25 protein-coding genes are annotated in these 23,269 nt (G+C 48.6%); 7 read left to right on the forward strand and 18 right to left on the reverse strand.

The window, feature by feature from the left end; all coding sequences use genetic code 11:
- Both R3177_RS03155 and R3177_RS03160 read left to right on the forward strand, forming a co-directional pair.
- Positions 1-846, forward strand: an 846-nt coding sequence (locus R3177_RS03155) for a hypothetical protein (RefSeq protein ID WP_318969585.1), incomplete at its 5' end; no start/stop codon positions are given.
- Positions 847-1,215: 369 nt separating this feature from the next.
- Positions 1,216-1,548 (forward strand): rhodanese-like domain-containing protein, encoded by a 333-nt coding sequence (locus R3177_RS03160; protein WP_318969586.1) that lies wholly within the window; start codon positions 1,216-1,218, stop codon positions 1,546-1,548.
- Positions 1,549-1,649: 101 nt separating this feature from the next.
- On the opposite strand, the gene R3177_RS03165 is transcribed toward R3177_RS03160, so the two are convergent.
- Positions 1,650-2,042, reverse strand: coding sequence for an MAPEG family protein (locus R3177_RS03165; protein ID WP_318969587.1), 393 nt, complete (start codon positions 2,040-2,042; stop codon positions 1,650-1,652).
- A 179-nt stretch (positions 2,043-2,221) separates the two neighbouring features.
- On the opposite strand from R3177_RS03165, the gene R3177_RS03170 reads away from it, so the two are divergent.
- On the forward strand, positions 2,222-3,541 hold the full coding sequence (locus tag R3177_RS03170; RefSeq protein ID WP_318969588.1) for a cyanophycinase: 1,320 nt from the start codon (positions 2,222-2,224) through the stop codon (positions 3,539-3,541).
- Positions 3,542-3,549: 8 nt separating this feature from the next.
- Here R3177_RS03170 and R3177_RS03175 read toward each other — a convergent pair whose 3' ends face one another.
- Together R3177_RS03175 and R3177_RS03180 are read right to left on the reverse strand one after the other, a co-directional pair.
- On the reverse strand, positions 3,550-4,551 hold the full coding sequence (locus R3177_RS03175; RefSeq protein WP_318969589.1) for a patatin-like phospholipase family protein: 1,002 nt from the start codon (positions 4,549-4,551) through the stop codon (positions 3,550-3,552).
- A gap of 83 nt (positions 4,552-4,634) precedes the next feature.
- Positions 4,635-5,885 carry an anti-phage deoxyguanosine triphosphatase gene (locus R3177_RS03180; protein ID WP_318969590.1) on the reverse strand — a complete coding sequence of 417 codons (1,251 nt, stop codon included), beginning with the start codon at positions 5,883-5,885 and terminating at the stop codon, positions 4,635-4,637.
- A gap of 135 nt (positions 5,886-6,020) precedes the next feature.
- On the opposite strand from R3177_RS03180, the gene R3177_RS03185 reads away from it, so the two are divergent.
- On the forward strand, positions 6,021-6,344 hold the full coding sequence (locus tag R3177_RS03185; protein ID WP_318969591.1) for a YebG family protein: 324 nt from the start codon (positions 6,021-6,023) through the stop codon (positions 6,342-6,344).
- Between the two features lie 70 nt (positions 6,345-6,414).
- On the opposite strand, the gene R3177_RS03190 is transcribed toward R3177_RS03185, so the two are convergent.
- Both R3177_RS03190 and R3177_RS03195 read right to left on the reverse strand, forming a co-directional pair.
- Positions 6,415-7,803 carry an alanine/glycine:cation symporter family protein gene (locus R3177_RS03190; protein ID WP_318969592.1) on the reverse strand — a complete coding sequence of 463 codons (1,389 nt, stop codon included), beginning with the start codon at positions 7,801-7,803 and terminating at the stop codon, positions 6,415-6,417.
- Between the two features lie 184 nt (positions 7,804-7,987).
- On the reverse strand, positions 7,988-9,202 hold the full coding sequence (locus R3177_RS03195) for a pyridoxal phosphate-dependent aminotransferase (protein ID WP_318969593.1): 1,215 nt from the start codon (positions 9,200-9,202) through the stop codon (positions 7,988-7,990).
- A gap of 258 nt (positions 9,203-9,460) precedes the next feature.
- Here R3177_RS03195 and R3177_RS03200 point away from each other — a divergent pair, with 258 nt between their 5' ends.
- Entirely contained in the window at positions 9,461-10,321 is an 861-nt protein-coding gene (locus R3177_RS03200) for a glucosaminidase domain-containing protein (RefSeq protein ID WP_318969594.1), read from the forward strand.
- A gap of 21 nt (positions 10,322-10,342) precedes the next feature.
- On the opposite strand, the gene ttcA is transcribed toward R3177_RS03200, so the two are convergent.
- The 11 genes from ttcA to ccoN all read right to left on the reverse strand — a co-directional run bounded on the left by ttcA (position 10,343) and on the right by ccoN (position 20,303).
- Complete coding sequence (ttcA, locus tag R3177_RS03205; RefSeq protein ID WP_318969595.1) at positions 10,343-11,305, reverse strand: tRNA 2-thiocytidine(32) synthetase TtcA; 963 nt, start codon at positions 11,303-11,305, stop codon at positions 10,343-10,345.
- 69 nt (positions 11,306-11,374) lie between these two features.
- Entirely contained in the window at positions 11,375-12,307 is a 933-nt protein-coding gene (uspE, locus tag R3177_RS03210) for a universal stress protein UspE (protein WP_318969596.1), read from the reverse strand.
- 116 nt (positions 12,308-12,423) lie between these two features.
- Positions 12,424-13,128, reverse strand: a complete 705-nt coding sequence (gene fnr / locus R3177_RS03215; RefSeq protein WP_318969597.1) for a fumarate/nitrate reduction transcriptional regulator Fnr — start codon at positions 13,126-13,128, stop codon at positions 12,424-12,426.
- 40 nt (positions 13,129-13,168) lie between these two features.
- The gene (locus R3177_RS03220) at positions 13,169-13,843 is read right to left on the reverse strand and encodes a sulfite exporter TauE/SafE family protein (protein ID WP_318969598.1); all 675 of its coding nucleotides are present in this window, start codon (positions 13,841-13,843) and stop codon (positions 13,169-13,171) included.
- Positions 13,840-14,076: a cbb3-type cytochrome oxidase assembly protein CcoS gene (ccoS, locus tag R3177_RS03225; RefSeq protein ID WP_318969599.1), complete on the reverse strand. Its 237-nt coding sequence runs from the start codon at positions 14,074-14,076 to the stop codon at positions 13,840-13,842. The genes R3177_RS03220 and ccoS overlap by 4 nt, the downstream gene beginning before the upstream one ends.
- A 28-nt stretch (positions 14,077-14,104) precedes the next feature.
- Entirely contained in the window at positions 14,105-16,513 is a 2,409-nt protein-coding gene (locus R3177_RS03230; RefSeq protein WP_318969600.1) for a heavy metal translocating P-type ATPase, read from the reverse strand.
- 22 nt (positions 16,514-16,535) lie between these two features.
- Entirely contained in the window at positions 16,536-17,039 is a 504-nt protein-coding gene (locus R3177_RS03235; RefSeq protein ID WP_318969601.1) for a FixH family protein, read from the reverse strand.
- Between the two features lie 62 nt (positions 17,040-17,101).
- Entirely contained in the window at positions 17,102-18,076 is a 975-nt protein-coding gene (gene ccoP, locus R3177_RS03240) for a cytochrome-c oxidase, cbb3-type subunit III (RefSeq protein ID WP_318969602.1), read from the reverse strand.
- The gene (locus tag R3177_RS03245) at positions 18,069-18,251 is read right to left on the reverse strand and encodes a cbb3-type cytochrome c oxidase subunit 3 (protein ID WP_318969603.1); all 183 of its coding nucleotides are present in this window, start codon (positions 18,249-18,251) and stop codon (positions 18,069-18,071) included. Before R3177_RS03245 ends, ccoP begins: the two co-directional genes overlap by 8 nt.
- Positions 18,252-18,256: 5 nt before the next feature.
- Positions 18,257-18,865, reverse strand: a complete 609-nt coding sequence (gene ccoO, locus R3177_RS03250) for a cytochrome-c oxidase, cbb3-type subunit II (RefSeq protein ID WP_318969604.1) — start codon at positions 18,863-18,865, stop codon at positions 18,257-18,259.
- A gap of 10 nt (positions 18,866-18,875) precedes the next feature.
- A complete protein-coding gene (gene ccoN / locus R3177_RS03255) occupies positions 18,876-20,303 on the reverse strand; it encodes a cytochrome-c oxidase, cbb3-type subunit I (RefSeq protein WP_318969605.1) in 1,428 nt (475 codons plus the stop codon).
- A 308-nt stretch (positions 20,304-20,611) separates the two neighbouring features.
- Here ccoN and R3177_RS03260 point away from each other — a divergent pair, with 308 nt between their 5' ends.
- On the forward strand, positions 20,612-20,989 hold the full coding sequence (locus R3177_RS03260) for a hypothetical protein (RefSeq protein WP_318969606.1): 378 nt from the start codon (positions 20,612-20,614) through the stop codon (positions 20,987-20,989).
- An 88-nt stretch (positions 20,990-21,077) separates the two neighbouring features.
- Positions 21,078-21,269, forward strand: a complete 192-nt coding sequence (locus R3177_RS03265) for a hypothetical protein (protein WP_318969607.1) — start codon at positions 21,078-21,080, stop codon at positions 21,267-21,269.
- On the opposite strand, the gene R3177_RS03270 is transcribed toward R3177_RS03265, so the two are convergent.
- Complete coding sequence (locus tag R3177_RS03270; RefSeq protein WP_318969608.1) at positions 21,266-22,135, reverse strand: D-hexose-6-phosphate mutarotase; 870 nt, start codon at positions 22,133-22,135, stop codon at positions 21,266-21,268. The two genes, R3177_RS03265 and R3177_RS03270, sit on opposite strands and share 4 nt — an antisense overlap.
- A 112-nt stretch (positions 22,136-22,247) precedes the next feature.
- A complete protein-coding gene (gap, locus tag R3177_RS03275) occupies positions 22,248-23,252 on the reverse strand; it encodes a type I glyceraldehyde-3-phosphate dehydrogenase (protein ID WP_318969609.1) in 1,005 nt (334 codons plus the stop codon).
- Positions 23,253-23,269 lie beyond the last annotated feature (17 nt).

Genomic DNA, 23,269 nt, shown 5'->3' on the forward strand with positions numbered 1-23,269 from the left:
AAGCTTACCCAGGGTGTGTCAGAGCGCGCATGGAAACCGAATATCCTGCTGCCGGTTGAAGATCCGCACCGTTTACGTGGCTCGTTCGAGCTGGTTGAGCAACTGGCCTATCCGATGGGATCGGTCAAACTACTGGGGCTGTCGCCGGCCAGTAAAGTCGGCGAATTGCAGGAAAAACTGCTTGATGCCCAGCAGGCGTTAACCGATGCCGGGGTATTTACCTCCTCAACGGTCATTGAATCTGATCGGTTTCCTGATGATGTGCGAATTGGTATGCAGGCGATGGCGGGCTCGTTTTTCCGGCCTAACCTGCTGTTGCTTGAACTGCCGAAAAACAAAGAAACCCATGCTTCGCTGCAAAAAGTGCTGGAAGAGGCCAAACTGCAGCGGATGGGCGCAGCCTTACTGGTGCAGCATGAAGTGGCCGGGCTTGGCCGGCGGCGCAGAGTGAATCTCTGGTTGCCCGACCTTAGCCCTGACTGGAAACTGGAGATGGAGTTTGCCGATATTGACCTTGCTATTCTGCTGGCGTACCGGGTAATGGACAGTTGGGATGCGACCCTGACAGTTATCGCGGCCGTGGAAGACGAAAGCAAGGATAACAAAAAGCAAGCCGAGAAATTTCTGAAGCGCTTAGTCGACCTGGCCCGGTTGCCTGCGAAAACCGAAGTGCATCTGGCAACCGGCGACTTTGGTCGCTATGCCCGCACTGCACCGGAGGCTGATCTTAATATATTCCCGTTACCGGACAAGCTCGATGCCGACTACTTATGGAGCCTGCGCGATGCGACAGGCGCATCTTGCCTGTTTACTCAGGATGGCGGTGATGAGAGCGCGTTAAGCTGATGTAGCGTTGGATATCACCTGAGCAGTTAAAACAATACCGATTAGCCCGTTGCTTAGCTGTATATCAGCGGCAATAAATTCATTATCAGCTGCAATAATTTCAAAATGCCGGCAGCTAAACCGACCTGATATGTTCAGCATGCCAGCCCGTCAAGGATTTCTTGTTATTAGCAAAATAAAGCGTGGCTGGACAAGATACTGATTATTAATGGCGGATAGATTGGCTTATGGCAAAGCGCTAAGCGCATAAAACTCTGGTTTAATTTTTGCAGAAAAGTATTTGATCTAAAATGTTTGCGCTAAGCCGCGCTTTTACCTGGCCAAAGCAGCGGAACACGCATTCAGATAGCTGAAAAGAGGACGAATATTATGAAAAAAGTAACTAAAGCAGATATCAAACGTTTAAATGAAATAGAAGAGGCAGATTTTGTATTAATTAATGTGTTGCCTAAAGATGCTTTTAATAAAAAGCACATCCGCACCTCTATTAATATTCCTTTTCCTGAAAACGACGATTTTGTAACCGATGTCGCCGAGGTGGTGGGTGAAAATAAAAACCATAAAATTATCGTTTATTGCGCCAATAAAGAATGTGATGCCTCGCCTAACGCGGCAAAAACGCTGGAGAAAGCCGGTTTTACACAGGTTTACGATTATGAAGGTGGCATGGCAGACTGGGAAGGTAAAAAACAAGCAGCTTAATTTTCAGTTAGAGTGGATGACCTTTTGTCTGTCAATATGATCCGGCAGCAATAAGCCAGGCTGTATGCCCGGCATGCTGCCGGATAACTAATCAGCTTGTTTTATCCCAGAATCGCCCGGCCTGCCATACCGAACGCGGCGATCATGCCAACCAGCCAGATGGTGGAGCGAGACGTAGCGAAGTTAAACCAGTAGCAGAAGTAATACAGGATGCGGCTGGCAATAAATACCCAACCCAGAATCACGGTCGTGCTGTCGAGCATATTCATGGCAATAGCCGTCAGGACCGCGCAGCCATAGATAATTAATGCTTCAAAACTATTGTAGTGGGCGGCATTGGCTCGTTGACCAAAACCTTTGAGCGCCGCTTGCTGCTCTCTGGGGTTACTGTTGTCATAGCCACCGGCTTTTTGCATGGCAAAGGCCAGAGGGGCTTTGGCTAAGAATGGTAGTAACATGGCGATAAACAGGGTAAGCAGTAATGAACTGAGCATAGTGACATCTCCAATACGCAACTGATTTAATAATCAGCTTAAAGTAAGCCTCGGTCGAGCATACCGCTTAGTGAGTGACCTTGCCAGTTTAAATCTGGTACTCTGTTCAGTGGGCGACAATAAAAAGAACAGCCTGGACAGTTAACCATACTAAAAAGCAACAAGATGGAGCAAATCTGGTGAAGCATTCAATGATTTTTAAGTTACTTTCAATTCCGATTAGCGTGATAAGTTTCAGCCTGATCCTTGGTTGTACCGAAGCGGTTATTCCCCAGCCAGAACAACTGGCAGATAAAGGGGCGCTGGTGCTGGTTGGCGGTGCGCTGGCCGGATCAAACACCGAGGTATATCAGCGGTTTATTGAACTGGCAGGCGGGCCGCTGCAAGCGCGGATAGCCGTAATACCTGCTGCCAGTGGCCAGCCCGTTAAGTATTTTAAGCAATTTCAGCACGATATGCAGCGCTATGGTCTGGATGAAGATCAGATGACCTTGTTCCCTGTTGCGGTCAGCGATGACAAAAGCACCGAAGAGGTTGATGAAAGTGAGTGGCGCCGTGGCGCAACTGACACCCAGCTGGCTGAGCGGCTGAGTCAGTATACGGCGGTCTGGTTTTTAGGTGGTGATCAGTTGAATATTACCGCAACATTAGCACCTGACGGCCAGAAATCAGTGTTGCTCGAGGCGATTTGGGCGCTGTATCAACGCGGAGGGGTAGTCGGCGGTACCAGCGCTGGTGCGGCAATGATGAGTGAAATAATGATTGCTGCCGGCGATTCCTGGGGCGCGCTGACTCAAGGGACGACTGACAGCTACACTGGCATGCAGGATCAGGAAAACGGACCCTTGATGCTGGCGAAGGGGTTAGGGTTTTTCCCCCACGCTATTATTGACCAGCATTTTGACCGCAAAGCAAGGTTTGGCAGATTAATTGTTGCAACTGAGCTGAATAAAGATCGCTTCCCACTGGGCTTTGGTATTGATGAAAATACTGCCCTGGTATACACCGCTCATAATAAAAGTGTGCAGGTTATAGGCGCAGGCGCCGTAACGGCAATCGATGTCAGCAATGCCCGGCGCCTGGCTAACCCTCATGGTTATCACATTGAGGATGTGCGGATCAGCGTGATGCAGGGGGGGGATTATTATCATTTTGATACGGAACAATTTGTCGCTAATCCGCTGAAATCCGCAACCGTTGGCCAGGAGTATCTTAATATCGCAACACCGGTGGTGTCTGGTGTGTTCAGCCGTAACAGCAGGCTCAAAGATCTGCTGACCTTTGACCTGGTGGATAACAAAGGGGCGAGTGAAGTCGTCAGTTATCTGCATCAGGGCTCAGGCAAGGGGTTTACACTCCGTTTCAGCCAGGATGAATTTACAACCGGTTACTGGCAATATCTGGACGGTTTACTCGATAGCGGCAGTGCCTATCGCGTGAAACTGGATATTGTACCGACCGAATTTCAGATAAGTCCGTTGACTGTGACGAGTCAATAATCCGGTTATCATAAAGGCTCCAGTTGATATTGGCCGCTGGCAAACGCCGCGGCCAGTTCATGTGAGCGCTCCAGCACTATCCGCCAGTTAGTCAGACGCTCGGCATCAGGCAGCTTAAAGTCGTTTCTGTCTGGTATTTTGCCGTTGGGTAAACTGGCTATCCAGCTGGCGCTGGGACACAGCAGCACGACATTATGTAAATGCGCCGGCTTTGCCCGGCGCCATTTTAATGCCTTATCGAACCAGCCAGGGGTTAGCCTTGGGTAAAAGTGTGGATAGAGCACCAGACCATGATGACTAAATGGCAGATCAAAATGATAGTCGGTAATACCGCCATCATAATACTGACCCGGGCCTGCGCCGGCAATATCAGTTACCGGTGACAGCACTAACGGAATAGAACCACTTGCCATTACTGCCTGGCGTAAATTAGCCCGGCTTAAAGGCACATGTCGGGTTGGCAAACCGGAATGACAATGAAAAGGCGCCTGACAATGTTCAGGGTGAAAGTGCAGCCGCTGATAAAAGTGCTGCAGATAACGCCGGTTCAGTAAGTTAGCCGCCGCAGCCAGGGTCAGCCCTGTCAGCTGTGCTAATTTCTGCGGATTTCGGTTAAGTCCTCTCGCTTTGGCAACAATCAGGTTTAGCTTCATTACCGGGTTGTCCAGCACTTCTGTCAGCTGCTGTTCGCTCTGAAATACTTCGTCAACAATCGCCGCTGAAATACGGGTCACTTCAGTAATATCAGCACCCGCCGGGTAGCAGATGGTGGAATAGGCTTTGGCAAAGCGCTTTGATGCAGCAACCGGATCGGCCTGGGCGTAGCAGGCAAAACGCCATGCACCGGCCGAGCTGCCAAGCAGATGCAGCGGCCTGGTGCGACCGGCAAAAAAATCGGCCAGCAGATACTGGTCCAGGCCAAACAGGCTGAACCATTTCGGGCCACCACTGGCGCCGACCATAACACTGATATCATCAGAGCGCAGGCCATGCTGTTTAATATGGGCCATAGCACTGGGGCCGGCCAGAACACGGAGGTTATTCAAAACTGCAGGGTTCTCCCATCGCTGCTGTTAACTGTAATAAACTGATATTAAATAGGGCCGAACAGGGTTTTATGCATCCGTTCGGCGTAATCATCAGTCATGCCGGAGATATAATCACAAATTACCCGCATACCCTGGCCTTGTTCATTGGCGCTGTGCCAGCGTTGCTGGGTATTAAGGGGTAATAAGCGGCTGGGATCAGAGGCAAATGCATCAAACAGCTGCAGCAGCATATTCTGGCAGCGGAATCGTGACTGTTGAATTAATGGCTGACGAATGACGCAATTAAACACCAGTTGTTTCAGACTATGCAGCAGCGCCGTTTCGGCACTTGGCAACCGCGCATTGAAACGAATTAACGGCTCTGCTGCCTCTGGCAGGGCCTGATACACCTCTACCGAGGTGATTAGCCGGTTAACCAGCGAACCGATAGCATCTTTTCGGATATGATGCTCGCTGGCGAATAACTTGGCGCCCAGCTGCTGCATGTCATCACCGGTGTAATGCTGCCATTGGCTATAGCTGACATTACCGAGCACTATAGCATCTTCCAGATCATGGACCCCATAGGCGATATCGTCAGCCAGCTCCATGATGGAGGCATCCAGCGATTTAAATCGCGATTTAATAAAAGGCGACTGCGCTAAACTCTCTACCTGTTGGAAGGCGGTACGATCGGCGGTGCTTAATGGCTGTAAAATCCAGTCCAGAATATCAGCGTCGATCTGGAATATTGCCTTTGCTGGTTTCCACTGGTTTAAATTAAGCGGATTATTGCTGTCGGCAGGCCGCGGCAAATTGGGCTGCAATACCGGATATTTTAATAAGCCCAGCAAAGTACGTCTGGCTAAATCCATACCGTGATGCTGGGTGTAGGGTTCTAGTTTGGCAACAATCCGTAATGTCTGGCCATTCCCTTCGAAACCGCCATCAGTCAGCATCTTATAGTTAAGTGCTGTTTCGCCACCGTGGCCAAAAGGCGGGTGGCCAATATCATGGGCCAGACATAACGCTTCCATCAGGCTGGTATCAGGCAGAACTGGCTTAATATCCCCGGCTGCTTTTTTTGCCAGCTGACTTACCAGGCCGGTGCCAATCTGGGCGGCTTCCAGCGAGTGGGTCAGCCTTGTCCGATAAAAATCATTCTGGCCGATACCCAGGATCTGAGTTTTAGATTGTAAACGTCGAAACGCAGCAGAATGTAAAATCCGTGCGCGGTCGCGTTGCCAGGGCGAACGCTGGTCATTGGGGCGGTCGTGGTTGCCCTCTGAGAGTCGCTCAGACCAGATTGCTGACATAACTTTCCTTAATTATGATAAAGCGGCTTAGTGATAACCGTTATAGTACGCGACAAACGATTTTAATTCGAGCACTCGACATTGGTTAAATTGTACTGTATAAAATAACAGTTAAAATTAATCAGGGGCAGCAAAATGGCAGTGGTAATTAAATATATTGTAGAGCGCAACGGAGTAGAAAAAATGACATTCACCTCAAAAGCGGAGGCCGATGCCTATGACAAAATGCTGGACACCGCTGATGAGTTGGCCAGTTTTTTAAGTGCCAGCAGTTTATTAAAAGATGACCAGCAAACGGAAACTCTGGCGCTATATCTGGCCCAGCATAAAGATGCCTTACTGGTAGCGTTAGGTGCAAAAAAACCTGCGAAAGCGCCCGCAAAGCCAGCTGCAAAAGCTGAAACGGCGAAAGCAGAGCCAAAGCTGGAGCAAAAGGCCGATACCACCAAGGCTGCCTGAGCGGGCAGGATTTAGCTGTGGTAATGGCAGCATAGCAATCATTGCACAGCACCAGCCAATCTGACTGGCGCTAACGCGCCAGTTTCTGCCAATAAGCTTTTAGGTCGGTTTTTACCTCCGGTAACAGCAGGTATAATGCCAGAATATTGGGCACGGCCATTAAAAAGATCATTGAGTCAATAAAGTCGAACACCGCCATTACATTGGGCACAGCACCGATTGAAACAATAAAACAAAACAGCACTTTATAAAGCTGGGTTAGCCGTTTGTCGTGCCCGACCAGATAGCGCCAGCCGGTTAAACCATAATATGACCAGCTGATTACGGTGGAAAACCCAAACAGCAATAGCGCGACCATCAGCACCCAGGGAAACCAGCTGACAACCGACGCAAAGGCACCAGAGGTGATCTGAACGCCGTCAAGACCGGGCGTCTGGTAAGCACCGGTTAAAATAATGACCAGAGCAGTAATGGTGCAGATCACCACAGTATCAATAAAGGGTTCCAGCAAGCCGACAAAGCCCTGGCTGACCGGATCTTTAGTCTTTGCAGCGGCGTGGGCAATCGGTGATGAACCGATACCGGCTTCGTTTGAATAAGCCGCGCGCCGAAATCCCTGAATAAGCACCCCGATAAAGCCACCGTAACCGGCTTCAGGCGTAAAGGCCCCCTGGACAATTAACCACAGTGCTGAGGGGATGGCGCTGAAGTGAGTAAACATAACCAGCAACGATGCCGCCAGATAGATGCCACACATTAATGGCACCAGTTTACTGGTTACCCGGGCTATACTTTTTAAGCCGCCAATAATAACCGCCCCGACCAACAGCGCATAGATAACGCCAAACAGCCAGGCGTTGTCAAAGCCGGTCACGCTTTTTACCTGGACAAAACCCTGATTAACATGAACAAAACCAGCTGAACCAAAAATGACAAACACAGAGAATGCCATCGCCAGTATGGTACCGGTCAGCGGCAGATTAAATTTATCCAGGGCCGCTTTAATATAATACATCGGACCGCCGGAGACAGTGCCATCGGGATTAATCTGCCGGTATTTTACAGCCAGGGTGCATTCGACAAACTTGGTAGACATCCCCAGTAAGCCCGCAACTATCATCCAGAACGTTGCGCCGGGGCCGCCTAAGCTAATCGCAATTGCCACACCGGCAATATTACCAGTGCCAACGGTGCCCGATAAAGCCGTGCTCAGCGCCTGAAAAGGACTAATCTCACCGTTGGCAGCAGTGGTTTTATTGCTTTTCAGGAGCCTGACAGCATGGCCGAAGCCGCGAACATTGATAAAGCCCAGATAACAGGTAAATACCAGCGCACCACTGATCAGCCAGATTAAAACCATCGGGATGGCTACGCCGTTAATCTCAAAGGCATAAAAGACGACAGCTGCCAGTTTTGACGTCAGGCTTTCAAAGGCCTGTTGAAAGGAATAATCGATCATTAATATTATTTCGGCGGTATGGATGGCTATATAGTTAAGCAAGACTACTGTTAAATGGAAGCAGAAACAAGAAATTAAATGCAGACTTGCGGTGATTAGTCCGAAGAACACGGTGTTTTCGTTATAACAAATAATGACGTTAACCGCCGCTGCGACGTGCTGCGGCGGTTATGGCCTCTGCGACTTACTGGCTGTAGCCAGGTAAGAAACGACCAAGTTTGCCAAGTGCGGCGGCCAGTTGCTCCTTGTGCGGCAAAAAAACGATGCGAAAATGATCGGGTTCCGGCCAGTTAAAGGCCCGGCCATGTACCAGCAATACTTTGTGCTGGCGCAGAAAATCCAGCACAAATAACTGATCATCTTTAATCGGGATTTTCTTCCGGTCTATTTTCGGAAATAAATACATGGCGCCTTTGGGCCGCACACAGCTTAAACCGTCAATCTCAGTAACCAGCCTGTGAGCTAATACCATTTGCTCATACAAGCGGCCACCCGGTACCACCAGTTCATTAATGCTCTGATAGCCGCCTAATGCCGTTTGCACCGCATGCTGGCAGGGGACATTGGCACAAAGTCGCATTGAGGCCAGCACATTTAAACCCTCAATGTAATGTCGGGCGAGGTTTTTGGCACCTGAAATGAACAACCAGCCAACCCGAAAACCTGCTATCCGGTAATTTTTTGATAAGCCGCCGAATGTCAGCATAACGAGATCGTCAGCCAACGCTGCCGTACTGATATGCTCGGTGCCGTCAAATAACACTTTGTCGTAAATTTCATCGCTTAATACCACCAGCCGGTGTTCACGGGCGATTTCGAGCAGCGCCAGTAAAAAGGGTTGATCATAAACCGCACCAGTGGGGTTATTGGGGTTAATCAGCACTATTGCTTTTGTTCTGTTACTGATCTTCTTTTTAATATCAGCAAGATCCGGGAACCAGTCTTGCTGTTCATCGCACCGATAATGCACAGCTTTACCACCGGCCAGATTTACCGCAGCCGTCCATAACGGATAATCAGGTGAGGGGATTAGCACTTCATCATCATTATTCAGCAGTGCCTGCAGCGACATTAAAATAAGCTCTGACACACCATTGCCAATATAGACATCATCAGCATCGGCGCCTCTGATACCGCGCTGCTGGTAGTACTGTGCCACCGCAACCCTTGCCGGATAAATACCCTGAGAATCAGAGTAGCCCTGTGCTGTGGGCAGGTTATGAATAACGTGTTTCAGTATTTCGTCCGGTGCTTCAAAGCCAAAAGGTGCCGGATTCCCAATATTCAGCTTTAATATCAGATGGCCTTCCTCTTCCATCCTTCTGGCTTCCTGAGCCACGGGACCACGAATGTCATAACAGACGCCATCAAGTTTGGTTGAACGTTCAATTGGTTTCATAGCCGGAACTGGTTTGCCCCCTAAAATAATATCCATCCAGATAGCTAAAACAACAGAGTGTAGTTGTCACATAACCGGGGCTGTTTTGCAATGCAGTGACCACAATTGTTGACAAAATAATGTAAAAAAACAGGGTGAAATATTTTTTAGTTCATTCTGAGCCGGGCAAAGGCTAAAATACCTGTCAATTTCTAAAACAGTAACCGGGTTGGCTGTCTTTGGCTGTCTGGGATACTGCAGAATAACAGTGGTGAGTTTTTGATTAAAAGAAGTGTCATTGTTGCCAGCTGGTGTGTTGTCGCTTATGCAACACTGAGCCCCTTTGTTGGTTTACAGCCAGTACCCCAGCCAGATTCACTCGATGAGTGGCAGCGTCCGGGCAGAATTGCTGCGCTTAGCCAGGCCGATCAACAAAAGGTGTTACAGCGATTGGCCTACACCGAACCGGCAGTGCCGTTTACGCCATTACCTGATTTTAATGCTATCAGGGAAACCAATGCCAAAAAGCGGGCCTTTTTCGATTATTTGCGACCGCATGTCCAGCGCGAAAACAGCAGACTGCGTAACTTACGTCAGCAATTGCTGGTGCTGGCAGAAAAGAAGCAAAAAAACCAACGGCTCAATATTAATGAGTACGCTTTTTTATACAGTCTGTACGATGAATTCCGGATGGACGTTGCTGAGTCCGATCCGCAAATGCTGCAGGAATTACTGAAAAGAGTAGATATTTTACCGGTAAGTCTGGTGTTAATGCAGGCGGCGAACGAATCTGCCTGGGGTACCAGCCGTTTTGCGGTCGAGGGGTATAACTTCTTTGGTCAGTGGTGTTTCCGGGAAGGGTGTGGCCTGGTGCCACTTAACCGGGGGGAAGATCAAAGTCATGAAGTGGCAAAGTTTGACAACCCGGCGCAAAGTATTCGCAGCTACTTTTATAATCTGAATACTTTTCATACTTACGAGGCGTTACGGGACATCCGGGCGCAATTACGGGCAGAGCGCAGGCCAATTCGTGGTGAAGCGCTCGCTGCCGGCTTAGGCCGTTACTCAGAACGTGGTGATGAGTACATCGCTGAAATTAGCAGTATGATCCGGTTTAACCGCCGGTTTCTGGAAGATTAAACCGGCTGTCTGCTTTTGTCACTAAGATAACTGTACGATGTTAAATCCGTTAGCCAGACTGCTCGAGTCTGGCCGGATGCCAGTGTCATCAGTATCATCAGTATCATCATTAACAACCAGTCCCACCGGAACAGCCGGTACCGCCATCCGGTCAAATGCGGTATCGCCTTCAACGGCATTAGCGTTGTCTTTTACAATGCCGGCAAAATCAAATAAACGATGATCTGCTAAATGAGACGGTACGATATTCTGCATCGCCTGGAACATGGTTTCAATTCTGCCCGGAAAGCGTTTGTCCCAGTCTTGCAGCATTTCTTTAACCACCTGGCGCTGCAGCCCATCCTGAGAACCACATAAGTTACAGGGAATAATGGGAAACTGGCGCGCCTGCGCATATTTTTCAATATCTTTTTCTTTGCAATAGGCTAACGGCCTAATCACGATATGCTCGCCATTATCGCTTATCAGCTTCGGTGGCATCGACTTCATTTTGCCGCCATAAAACATATTCAGGAACAGGGTTTCCAGCATATCGTCACGGTGATGGCCCAGGGCAATTTTAGTCGCGCCAAGCTCTTTCGCAGTCCGGTAAAGGATGCCGCGGCGAAGACGTGAACACAGAGAACAGGTGGTTTTGCCCTCGGGGATTTTTTCTTTTACGATGGCATAGGTATCTTCAGTAACGATTTGATAGTCGACGCCAATGCCGGCAAGATAATTCGGTAACACTTCAGCAGGAAAGCCAGGTTGCTTCTGATCCAGATTAACAGCGACAATACTGAAGCTGATGGGAGCAGACTGTTGCAGGTTCAACAGAATATCCAGCATGGTATAAGAGTCTTTTCCGCCAGATAAGCAAACCATCACTTTATCGCCTTCGCTTATCATGCCAAAGTCGCTGATAGCCTGACCCACGCCGCGGCGCAGCCGCTTGTGCAGTTTATTTAAATTATATTGGGCTTTTGCTTGTGCTGCGTGCGACATAACTTCTGAGATCCTGCGGAAAAATGGCGCACATTATAACCAAGTGTGCGCCATTACCATAGGGCGGATTTAGTGTTTTGCTAACGGACTGACAAAGTTTGCCGGTTTTAACGCCAAAACGTCGCAGTCGAGCTGATCAATTAAGTGTTCGGCAGTATTGCCGATAATGGCGGCAGAGAATCCGGTACGGCCAATGGTACCAATTACCACCATTTCAGCATCCAGTTCAGTCGCCAGTGCCGGGATAATATCCTCTGGCATACCTTCCAGTACATGAGTATCTTCTTCCGCCATATCAAAGTCGCGGGCCAGTTCGGCGACCGCATTTTCATGATGGCGGCGCATGGCTGAGTTATATTGCTGGGGATTAAACTCCGGGATCTCGATGGCAATATTGACCGGTGTACCGGGAAATGCATTGACCAGGTGCACCTTACCTTGCAATACCCTGGCCATGGCTTTAGCGTTACTGATCACCCGCTGGTTTAGTGACTGATGATGTTCCTGTTCGCTGCCGGCATTAACTGCAGCAATAATATTGCCATCTTCAGGCCATTCATGCTCTTTAACCAGTAAGACTGCGCAGGGACACTTACGTAAAATATGCCAGTCAGTAGGAGTGAATATCATTGATTTAAGCACGTCATGATTGTGGGTGCCTTTAATAACCAGGTCGAAATTTTGTTCAATCACTTCATGCACTATCGCTTCAAACGGGCGATTATGCCAAACCACCTTTAAACCAATATCTATACCCTGATTTCTGGCATCATTTATCAGCTCGCCTACCCACAGTTCACGGTCATGAATGACAGCCTGGCGCATCGACTCGCGTTCGTCACCCGATAACATAGTGGTCATTTCATAGGAAAAGTCGTACACCGACAAAAAAGCCGTGAGCTTACAAGGTTGTTTCCGGGCTAACTCCAAACCCCGGTTCAGGGCTTTATGCTGGTTATCGGTTGGGTCCAGCACAATTAACACATCACTGAAAACGGTCATTACACTCTCCATGCTAAATTGATAAGGCAGGTAGCAGCTGCAGATGGTTGCTACCGAAAAGTGTAGTCAATAAAACCGCATTGAGGAAAACTTCAGCTTGTGCTAAATCAAATATCCTAACAATTCCCCGCCAGTTGCTGCAAAGCCGCTGAATTATTGATAGTAATGAGTTTGCCATCAACACTGATTAACTGGTCTTTATGTAATTTACTGAGTAACCGGCTGATGGTTTCAACGGTAAGCCCCAGATAATTGCCGATATCGCTGCGGGTCATAGATAAACGGAAGGCTTTGGCTGAAAAGCCCCGGCTGCCAAACCGCTGTGCCAGATGATTTAGAAAGGTGGCTAGTTTCTGTTCGGCAGTTTTCCGGTTTAACAATAACAACATTTGTTGATCGGCCTGAATATCCTGACTCATTAACCGCATCAGTTGCTGACGCAACTTGGGCAACTGATCTAACAGGTTTTCCAGATTGGGGTAGGGGATTTCACATACCATGCCGGTTTCAAGCGCTTCTGCATAGCTGTTATGTAATTCGGTATTAATCGCATCAAAACCGATAACATCTCCCGGCAAATGAAAGCCAGTGATTTGCTGCTCACCCTGCTCGGTCAGGGTAAAGGTTTTAAAGGAACCGGAGCGGATAGCGAACAAGGCTTTTAACGGGGTATTGCTTTCAAACAACATATCGCCTTTATGCAGAGGTCTTTTACGCTGAATAATATCATCCAAACGGCTAAGCTCCTGCTCACTGAGCGAAAACGGTAAGCACAACTGGCTGAAACCACAGTCCTGACAATTAATAGCTGAACGTTGCATAATCTGGTTTCCTGATTGTCCCCGTAATAACTGCTACAGCTTAAAAAACTAGCCTTTTTAAAGCAAGGTATATTGTATAAATACCATAGGTCGCTAATATTGCAGCCGCACTGTATCGCACCAGAGGCCGGTTTTTAAATTTACTCAGATTGCTGGCCAGACTTCCAAACGTCAGCAGGGCGGGAAGGGTACCCAGCCCGAAAAACAACATGATCAGTGCACCCTGGCTGACACTGCCGCTGGCCAGACTCCAGCCCAGAGTGGAGTAAACCAGACCACAGGGTAACCAACCCCAGCACAGACCATACAGGTAAGCTTTAGGCAGACTGTCAAGTGGCATTATCCGCTTACTTACCGGCTGAATTAACGCCCATAAAACCTGGCCACCGCGCTCAAGCAAGGCCAGTCCGAACCATAAACGGGCGATGTAAAGCGCCATCAGCAACAATAAAAAACCTGCTATTAACCTGAGCCAAATCAGCGATATACCTGCCAAAGACATTGCCTGCATGCCAAAGTAACCTACCAGGCCACCCAACAGCGCATAGGTGGTTAAGCGGCCAAGGCTCAATAACAGTTGCATTGCTAATTTCCAGCTGAAACGACGCGCTGGCAGCGCCAGTTGCAAAGCGGCAACAATACCGCCACACATCACAATACAATGACTACTGCCCAGAAAGCCGATTAATAACGCAGCCAGCAAGTCGGCAATCATTGACTGGATTTATCCTGCTGTTGGTTAGTCTTAGCAGAGGATGTGGCCGTTGCCTGCTCCGTTGCAGCGTCAGTGGTATTTTTGGGCTGCGCTTGTTGTTCATCAAATAAAATGCTGAATCCTTCTTTATCCAAATCTTCAAATTGCTTACTGCGTACCGCCCAGAAAAAAATGGCCAGGCCCAGCATGACAAATAAAACGGCGATTGGGATCAGGACGTAAATGATACTCATATGCGAAGAGGCTCATAATGTAGAAGACTCATTTTTTCAGTAGTCTTAATGAATTGGAAACAACCAGCAATGAACTGAAAGACATACCCAGCACAGCGATATAGGGTGACACAAAACCTGCGACCGCCAACGGTATAATCAACAGATTGTAGCCAACCGCCCACGCCAGATTCTGTCGGATCACCCGGGCTGTCTGCTTGCCGCCATTTAGTAAAATTGCCAGCAATTTAATATCAGGTTGTAACAATACCACATCAGCCTGGTTTTTGGACAAATCAGTGCCAGAGTCCACTGCAACCGAGATATGAGCTGCATTAAAGCCAGGGCTATCGTTAATACCGTCGCCGACCATCAGCACTTTATGATTGGCATTGACCAGAGCATCAATAGCCGCCACTTTATCTGCGGGGCTGCAGCCTTGCTGCATAAAATCTAATTTCAGTTCAGCAGCCAGCTGTGCAGCCTGGCCTGAACTGTCACCACTGAGCATACCAACCCGATAGCCCTGTTGCTTGAGCTTAGCAATCAGTTTTGCTGTGCCGGGGCGCAGATTATCGGCCAGGGTAATAGCAGCAACTAATTGCTGGTCCAGCGTGACAAAAACGTTTGCGTTAGCCGCGCTGTTATCCTGCAGCTTGTTTATCTGACAAAAAGCGGCACTGCCTGCCTTTAGCAGCCGGCCTTGCCAGTGGCCACTGATACCCTGACCAACACTGATGGTGATCTGTTCTATCAGCAAGGTTTTTTGCAAACTTGTTTTAAAGGCTCTGGCAATCGGGTGCTCGGAATGCTGTTCGAGATTGGCAATAAGATTGAGTAAATCTGCGTTGCTAAGATCATCAGCCGATGCAGTCTGATAGCGCTGTATATTAACAATACTAAAGCGGCCTTCGGTCAGCGTGCCTGTTTTGTCAAAGATAATATGGCTCAATTCCGGCAGCGTTTCTAATGCCTGAGCGTTTTTGACCAGAATGCCCAGTCGGTTTAAGCGCGATAGCGCACAGGTGATAGCCGTTGGCGTGGCCAGGCTCAATGCGCAGGGACACGTGGCGACTAACACTGACAGGGTAACCCAGAATGCGCGGTCGGCATCAAGCCAGAAATACCACAGCGCGAAGGTGCCGGCGGCAATCAGCAATAGTCGCTCGACAAAATAACGGGCCAGCCGGTCGGTTTTCTCCACCAGCCGGGGTTTACTGTGTAACGTTTGTTGTTGCAGCTGGATTATCTGGCCAAGGCGGGAGTGGGCAAGGGCACTGGTCACTTTTACGGTCAGCAGGCCATCGTGATTAATGCTGCCTGCCAGCACAGGATCGCCGGGCTTGCGACTGATAGCAGTGTATTCGCCTGTCAGCATCGACTCATCTACCGTACTGCTACCCGTTATAACAACGCCATCTGCAGGAAGGGTTTCACCGGGTTTCACCAGAATAAGATCATCTGCATGCAAACGACGGGCAGAAACGACCAGTTGTTGTTCATCTTGCAGTAAGGTAGCCGATACCGGCATAATTTTCAGCAGGTTACTGGTAGCATCCCGAGCCTGAGCCCGGGCGCGGTACTCAAAAAACTTACCGAGTTGCAATAGGAAAGTAAACATACAAACCGACTCAAAATAAACCTCTCCGGTTTGCATAACGGTGGCATACGCCGAGGCGAAAAACGTGTAATAAATTGCCAGGCTTACCGGCACATCCATATTCAGCTGCCGCGCTTTAACACTCCGCCAGGCGCTGCTGACAAACGGCAGTGCCGCATAAAATACCACCGGCAGCGTCAGCAGCATGCTGATCCAGCGCAGATAGCCCTGATGCGACTGTTCAATACCACTGTATTCACCGAAATACAGTGCAAACGCCAGCATCATTACCTGCATTGTCATAATGCCCGATACCGCCAGACGCTTTAGAAACCGGTTCAGCTCAGCTTTAAACTGACTTTCCTGTTCATCGGCCACGAAAGGGCTCGCCTGGTAACCAAGCTGATTAATCAGTAACAGTATTTCACTGAGCGCTAACTGTCCAGGCTGCCAGTTAAGCAGTGCCCGCTGGGTAGAAGAGTTAATACTGATTTTATTAACAGCGGGTTGTTTATTCAGATGTTTTTCTATCAGCCAGGCACAGGCAGCGCAGCTCATGCCACTGATAGCCAATTCCAGTTCAGTACCATCTTGCTGAGGCTGACTTATCTCTGCCAGCACATCGGCGCTGTCGTATTGCTGCAAACTGCTTCGAAGCTCGTCTGGAATAAGCTCGGCTTTAGCCGCTGCCTCTGTTCTGAATTTATAATAGTCAGCCAGGCCGCTGTCGATAATAGTCCTGGCCACAGCCTGACAGCCAGCGCAACAGAACAACGCGGGTTGGTCATTAATTGTTAACTGAAAACGCTCACCGGTAACTACCGGCTCAAGACAATGAAAACAGCTAAGTGTTGTCAACCCGGCCTCTGCTTATCTTCAATTAATACCCAAGCTTAATTTCCTGTACAGCAGGCAGCTCGAAGGTGGCTCGTAATTTCCATTCATTGCTGTCATCACTGACATTCAGCCGCCATTTCCCGGTCGGTGTCAGGGGCAGGGTAGCAACATAGAGTAATTCACCGCTGCGCATCGCATCGACGGCAAAATCCTGAGCGGCCAGTGTCGGGTGATAAAAATCCAGATGAATGCTGTCATCCAGCACGGCATTTTCAGCAAAACGCACCACAGCCCGGTTACCGGCAATCAGCACGGTGGCATTTAAATTGCGCAGGGCCGCCTCACGGTATTTAGCTAACTGTAAATTGATGCTTCTACCGGCTTTATAGTAATCGTCAATCACCAGATCAGGTTGTTGCTGATTCATCAGTACCACGGCATATATTGCCCGTAACGCAGTAAAAACCGGGATGGCAATCAGGATCCAGGGCCAGACTTGCTTGTACCAGGGTTTTGTATCCTGCTGCATTATTACCTCATATTTCATAATACTAAGCCCCGATACGGGGCTTAGTAGGTATTAGCCTGATTTTTCCCGAAAATGCCCGCTTAACGCTGATCTTCCGGGTTAGATAACCGGTAAATATAAGCGGTCAGGATGTGCACCTTGTCTTCGCCGAGGGTATCCTTAAAAGCAGGCATCACGCCATAACGCCCCTTGACCAGTGTTTCTTCAATTGCCGCCGCAGAACCACCATACAACCAGATATTATCGGTCAGATTAGGGGCGCCAAATGGCAGATTATGCGCCACACTGCCTTTACCATCAGCGCCGTGACAGGCTGCACATAACGCGAACTTAGCTTTGCCGGCACTGGCATCCCGCTCATTTACGGCTCGGCCTGATAAACTCAGCACATAGGCGGTCATTTCTTTAATGCCTTGCTCACCCAGTGCTTCCTGCCAGCCAGGCATCGCTGCTCTGCGGCCATATAACAGCGTTTCTTTGATTTTGTCCGGGCTGCCACCATATAACCAGTCGTTATCAGTCAGGTTAGGGTAGCCGCGCTGACCACGGGCATCAGAGCCGTGACACAAGGCGCAGTTTTGTAAAAACAGACGCTGACCGATTTTCAGTGCATCGGGGTCGTAGGCTAAATCAAGCACATCGCGTTTTGCAAACTGCTGAAACACCGGACCATAAGTTTCTAATGCCGCTTCGATTTCAATATCCAGCTGAACATTTCGTCCTTCAGCTTTAGCTTGCGCTACCGCCGCACGTGACTCTTCCAGGCTCTTGATACCCTGATTGGAGCTGGTCCAGTTTAAAAACCCTGGCCAGTTACCCAGGCCCGGATAGGCGGCAAGATAAAATACTGACCAGATTAAGGTGCCATAAAACATGTAAGTCCACCACTTTGGCAGTGGATTATTGACTTCTTTCAGGCCATCGACTTCATGGTCTGTTGTTTCATCTTCCGGCACACCAACATAATTGGTTAAATTCCAGCGCAGTAAAATGAAGCAGCCAATTAGCACAGGTAAAGTTAAAACGATGATCCAAGCACTCCAGAAGCTACTCATGATCTGACTCCCGTTTGTTTTTTTGTTCTTTAGATTCTGGTTCGTCGTCAAATACCAGGTTGGCAGCTTCGTCAAAATCTTTCTTACGTTTTTTACCGTAAGCCCAGATAACTAACGCAACGAAGCCAACGAACAGAATGACGGTTAATACACTATGAACTGTTGCAAATCCCATAATCATTACTTCAATGCTGTGCCCAGTGATTGCAGGTAAGCAATCAGGGCTTCCATTTCTGTTTTTCCTTTTACTGCATCAGCAGCACCGGCAATATCTTCATCAGTGTAAGGCACGCCAAAACTACGGAAAATTTCAAGTTTACGGGCAGTATCTTTACCATCCAGAACAGCGCTATCCAGCCACGGAAAACCCGGCATGTTCGATTGAGGTACTACTGAACGTGGATCCATTAAGTGAGCGTAGTGCCAGTCGTCGCTATAACGCTGACCAACCCGGGCCAGGTCAGGACCGGTGCGCTTGGAGCCCCATAAAAACGGATGTTCCCAGACACTTTCACCGGCTACTGAGTAATGACCATATCTTTCCACTTCCGCTCTGAACGGCCTGATCATCTGGCTGTGGCAGTTATTGCAGCCCTCACGGATATAAATATCCCTGCCTTCCATTTCCAGTGCAGTGTATGGCTTTAAACCGTCTATCGGTTGATTGGTCTCATCCATAAACATCAGCGGCGTAATCTGCACCAGCGTTCCAAAGCTGATCGCGATAACGGTGAAAATACCCAGTAAGCCAACGCTTTTTTCTATTTTTTCATGATGATTCTTCGACATGACCTGCCCCTTATGCCGTTACTGGCACAGCTTGTGCCACTTCATCTTTACTGCGGACAGTTTTGTAAACGTTATATGCCATCAGCAGCATGCCGGTAATTACAAAGACGCCACCAATAAAACGCATCAGATAAAACGGCATAGATGCTTCCAGACTTTGGACAAAGCTGTAAGTCAGGGTGCCGTCCGTATTAACTGCGCGCCACATCATGCCCTGCATAATACCCGATATCCACATAGCGACAATGTAAAGTACCACGCCTATGGTATGTAACCAGAAGTGGGTATTAATCAGTTTAGTGCTGTACATACCCACTTTGTTATAAACAACCGGTATCAGGTGATACATTGCACCGATAGAAATCATTGCGACCCAGCCAAGTGCGCCGGAGTGAACATGACCGATAGTCCAGTCGGTGTAGTGAGACAGCGCGTTTACTGACTTAATCGCCATCATCGGCCCTTCAAAGGTCGACATACCATAAAACGATAACGACACAATTAAAAAACGCAGAATGGGGTCGGTTTTCAGTTTGTGCCAGGCACCGGACAGGGTCATGATACCGTTAATCATACCGCCCCAGCTTGGTACAAATAAGACAACTGACATTACCATCCCTAACGACTGAGTCCAGTCAGGCAATGCGGTGTAATGCAGGTGGTGTGGACCTGCCCAGATGTAAAGTGCAATCAGTGCCCAGAAGTGAACAATTGACAGCCGATAAGAATATACAGGCCGGCCTGCCTGCTTTGGCACAAAGTAATACATCATGCCAAGAAAGCCCGCCGTTAGCAGAAAACCAACCGCGTTATGGCCGTACCACCATTGCACCATCGCATCGACGGCACCGGCATAAATTGAATAGGATTTGAATAAATTGAGCGGAATGACCATGCTGTTAACGATATGCAGTGCCGCCACCGTAATAATAAAGCCACCGTAGAACCAGTTTGCAACATAGATATGGCTGGTTTTGCGTTTGACCAGGGTGCCAAAGAATACAATAGCAAACGACACCCAGACGATAGTAATCAGCACGTCAATCGGCCATTCCAGCTCTGCATACTCTTTACTCTGAGTCATACCCATTGGCAGGGTAATGGCTGCTGCGACGATAACGGCCTGCCAGCCCCAGAAAGTAAACATGGCCAGTTTTTCAGCAAAAAGCCGGGTTTGGCAGGTTCGCTGAACAACGTAATAGCAGGTTGCAAATAATGCACTGGTGCCGAAAGCAAAAATAACGGCGTTAGTATGTAGTGGCCGTAAACGACTGTATGTCAGCCACGGAATATCAAAGTTTAATGCCGGCCAGTAAAGCTGGGCTGCGAGTAATACGCCCACCCCCATGCCGACAATACCCCATAAGACGGTAGTGATGGCAAAGAGGCGGACAACGCTATAGTTGTATTCAACATTTAACGATTTGGTCTGGCTCATGTTGAGTTCCGCTGCAGTTATGCTGGTTACTAAAATCCACCTTGTGGTGGCCCTTTTGTTATAAAGTGGACAGCTAACACCATATTAACCTTGCTGCTGCAGCCACTGAATTTTGGGCGAAATGATACGAGTTTTGACTTTCAAAAGATAGGTAAACACACCCATTTTATGACGTAGAACAAAGTCGTTGTGCAATAAGTAGCCAATTGTAGTCACGATTTCGCCCTTTTGCTTAAAAGCCGGTAAACTGCTGGTTTTTCACCTGTGCAAAGTGACCGATGCCTCATTTTATTTTTTTATGTTTATGTTTGTTGCTGTTAACAGGCTGTCAGCCAAAGCCCGCAGAGAACAGTGTCAGGGTGTTGCAGCAGCAAGCCGGTTTGCTGCTGACGCTCAGTCCGGCATCAGCCCCGGTGGAATCCCCTTTGTTGCTGACGTTGCAAAGCGAGCAACCTGTTAATGTTATCAGTGCAGAGCTTAGCGGGGTAAGCATGTATATGGGTCGGATACCCCTGCATTTTCAAAAGCTTAATACGCCACTACCCGGTGATACAGAGCAGTGGCAGGCAGAGTTTTTACTCGGTGCCTGTAGCGACCAGGCGATGTTATGGCAACTGAACTTGACGCTTCTGTTGAGCGACGGGCGAAAACTTTCTATAAATGAGCAATTTAGATCTAGCTGGTAAAAAGGTGATTTTAAAGCTTGTCAACTGGCTAAAAAATGTTCAGGATGAGCAGGCAACACAGACAAAAGCAAATCAGAGGCTAACCATTATGACCAGTGATTTTGTCCGTAATATTCATTTAGCCACCGCCCAGCAATTGCGTGACCAGGGAGCTGACCTAACGGTTATTCTAGAGCATTTTGACAGCGTTTTTTTACCGCAGGACGAATTGCCGGAATTACTCGACCAGCTCGGTTATCCGCAACAGGATTTAAAGCAGTTTTTACAAGGCCAGCGTTAAAGTGGCATCAGGGTCTGACCAAGTGTTAATCCGGTTGCCGGCTTTAAATTAAGTCTGGCGGTCTCAACACAGACAAATTCAGTAAAGCCCTGATCTGCCATATCTGGCAGTGCCCGGCTTTTTTGTTGCCATGGATTCCAGATAACAGAAGCATCGTGGTGATATTGTTCAATAATGACAGATGATTCTGCATCGGTCAGCTGCAACTGTTTGCCGGTTGCGTAATAAATGCGATCTGTTTCTCCGTTAAAAGAAGTTTCTGAGGAGGGTGAGGCCTGCTTCGCATTTCTGACCTTATCGAAATAGCAATGACTTAACCCTGTTACCCTGGTCTGCGACAGCTGATTTATCCGGAAGTAACTGTGCAGTGCAGCCTGTTGATACAGCGCGGTATCGCAGCTTAATTGCAGTGCCAGCGCCTGGTTGTTGAGTGTCAGGGAAAGTGACAGGTTGACCGGTCGCGCCACAGCGCCATCTGGCCATAATGCCGCTGGCAGGTCTGTTACTGATATGCCCAGGGTGACACTAAGTTTGTCATCGCAAAGCTTGCTGTCTGTTAACTGCCATAACCGGTTACGCACTAAGCCATGGTTTGGTAACGGCAGGTTATCCGGGTTAATCTCAGGTACAGCGGGACCAAACCAGGGCCAGCAGACCGGCACTCCACCCCGGATTGCCGTATTGTTATGCCACTGCGCTTTATCCGACAGCCATAATATCTCATTACCGGGTTGAGGTTGATAAGACAAAACCTGGCCACCGTATAAGGATATCACTGCACTGGCCCGGCCAAATCGAAGCTGCAGACAGGGCAGATCAACAAGTTTTGCGAAACCGGTTTGGCTAATGAGTGTATTATGCAGCAAAGCGCGCTCCTCAGTGTATGGTCATCAGGCCAGTCGCTGTCCTGCTATTTTATCCGCGAGCCAAATAAAACAGCCAGCATCACGCTGGCTGTAACGTAACAAATTTTATGTCTTACTTCATCAGTTCTATAACGTTATCCAGCATGCGGTTACTAAAGCCCCATTCATTGTCATACCACGACATGACTTTGACCAGACGGCCATTGACCCGGGTTTCGGTGGCATCGAAGATAGAGGACATAGGGTTATGATTAAAATCTACTGATACCAGTGGCAAATCATTAACGGCAAGAACCTGATTCATCGGACTTTGTGCTGCCGCTGCGCGGATAATATCGTTGACTTCTTCAATACTGGTGTCGCGTCCAGCAATAAAGGTTAAATCAACCAGCGACACATTCAGGGTAGGAACCCGCACGGCCAGGCCATCAAACTTGCCTTTTAGCTCTGGCACGACTAACCCGACAGCGGCGGCTGCGCCGGTTTTGGTCGGGATCATTGACATTGCGGCGGCACGGGCCCGGCGCACATCGGTGTGGTAGACGTCACTTAAACGCTGATCGTTGGTGTAAGCATGAATGGTCGTCATTAAACCAGACTCGATACCCAGCGCATCTGACAAGGGTTTGGCAATAGGCGCCAGACAGTTGGTCGTGCAGGAAGCATTAGAGATAATCGTCATTTCTGGTGTAATAATCTGATGATTAACACCATAGACCACAGTGGCATCAACATCTTTACCCGGAGCAGAAATAATCACCTTTTTGGCGCCGGCAGTTAAATGTGCGCCGGCTGTTTTGCGATCGGTAAATAAACCGGTACACTCTAACACAACATCTATATTTAAATCGGCCCAGGGCAAGTCGGCCGGATTACGGACGCTTAGGGTTTTTATCTGGTCATCATTGACATAAATAGCATCATTGTCATGCGACACGCTGGCAGCGAAAATACCATGCGCTGTGTCATATTTCAGCAAGTGAGCATTGATCGCGGCGTCGCCTAAATCGTTAATGGCAACAATGTTAATATCGTAGTTTTTAGTGCTTTCATACAAGGCACGCAACACATTGCGGCCAATACGACCAAAGCCATTAATTGCAACCCGAACAGACATAGCGACTCCAGAGTTAA

It is taken from the genome of Arsukibacterium sp. (genome assembly GCF_033722355.1).
In the GTDB taxonomy this organism is placed as follows: Bacteria; Pseudomonadota; Gammaproteobacteria; order Enterobacterales; family Alteromonadaceae; genus Alishewanella.

Coding starts and splice junctions, on each gene's coding strand:
- uspE (WP_318969596.1), bottom strand. CDS start 12,307: ATGACCGTTTTCAGTGATGTGTTAATTGTGCTGGACCCAACCGATAAC.
- ccoN (WP_318969605.1), bottom strand. CDS start 20,303: ATGAGCCAGACCAAATCGTTAAATGTTGAATACAACTATAGCGTTGTC.
- fnr (WP_318969597.1), bottom strand. CDS start 13,128: ATGCAACGTTCAGCTATTAATTGTCAGGACTGTGGTTTCAGCCAGTTG.
- R3177_RS03160 (WP_318969586.1), top strand. CDS start 1,216: ATGAAAAAAGTAACTAAAGCAGATATCAAACGTTTAAATGAAATAGAA.
- R3177_RS03165 (WP_318969587.1), bottom strand. CDS start 2,042: ATGCTCAGTTCATTACTGCTTACCCTGTTTATCGCCATGTTACTACCA.
- ccoP (WP_318969602.1), bottom strand. CDS start 18,076: ATGAGTAGCTTCTGGAGTGCTTGGATCATCGTTTTAACTTTACCTGTG.
- R3177_RS03265 (WP_318969607.1), top strand. CDS start 21,078: ATGACCAGTGATTTTGTCCGTAATATTCATTTAGCCACCGCCCAGCAA.
- R3177_RS03190 (WP_318969592.1), bottom strand. CDS start 7,803: ATGATCGATTATTCCTTTCAACAGGCCTTTGAAAGCCTGACGTCAAAA.
- gap (WP_318969609.1), bottom strand. CDS start 23,252: ATGTCTGTTCGGGTTGCAATTAATGGCTTTGGTCGTATTGGCCGCAAT.
- ccoS (WP_318969599.1), bottom strand. CDS start 14,076: ATGAGTATCATTTACGTCCTGATCCCAATCGCCGTTTTATTTGTCATG.
- R3177_RS03195 (WP_318969593.1), bottom strand. CDS start 9,202: ATGAAACCAATTGAACGTTCAACCAAACTTGATGGCGTCTGTTATGAC.
- R3177_RS03185 (WP_318969591.1), top strand. CDS start 6,021: ATGGCAGTGGTAATTAAATATATTGTAGAGCGCAACGGAGTAGAAAAA.
- R3177_RS03220 (WP_318969598.1), bottom strand. CDS start 13,843: ATGATTGCCGACTTGCTGGCTGCGTTATTAATCGGCTTTCTGGGCAGT.
- R3177_RS03180 (WP_318969590.1), bottom strand. CDS start 5,885: ATGTCAGCAATCTGGTCTGAGCGACTCTCAGAGGGCAACCACGACCGC.
- R3177_RS03245 (WP_318969603.1), bottom strand. CDS start 18,251: ATGGGATTTGCAACAGTTCATAGTGTATTAACCGTCATTCTGTTCGTT.
- R3177_RS03175 (WP_318969589.1), bottom strand. CDS start 4,551: ATGGCCCATATTAAACAGCATGGCCTGCGCTCTGATGATATCAGTGTT.
- R3177_RS03235 (WP_318969601.1), bottom strand. CDS start 17,039: ATGAAATATGAGGTAATAATGCAGCAGGATACAAAACCCTGGTACAAG.
- ccoO (WP_318969604.1), bottom strand. CDS start 18,865: ATGTCGAAGAATCATCATGAAAAAATAGAAAAAAGCGTTGGCTTACTG.
- ttcA (WP_318969595.1), bottom strand. CDS start 11,305: ATGTCGCACGCAGCACAAGCAAAAGCCCAATATAATTTAAATAAACTG.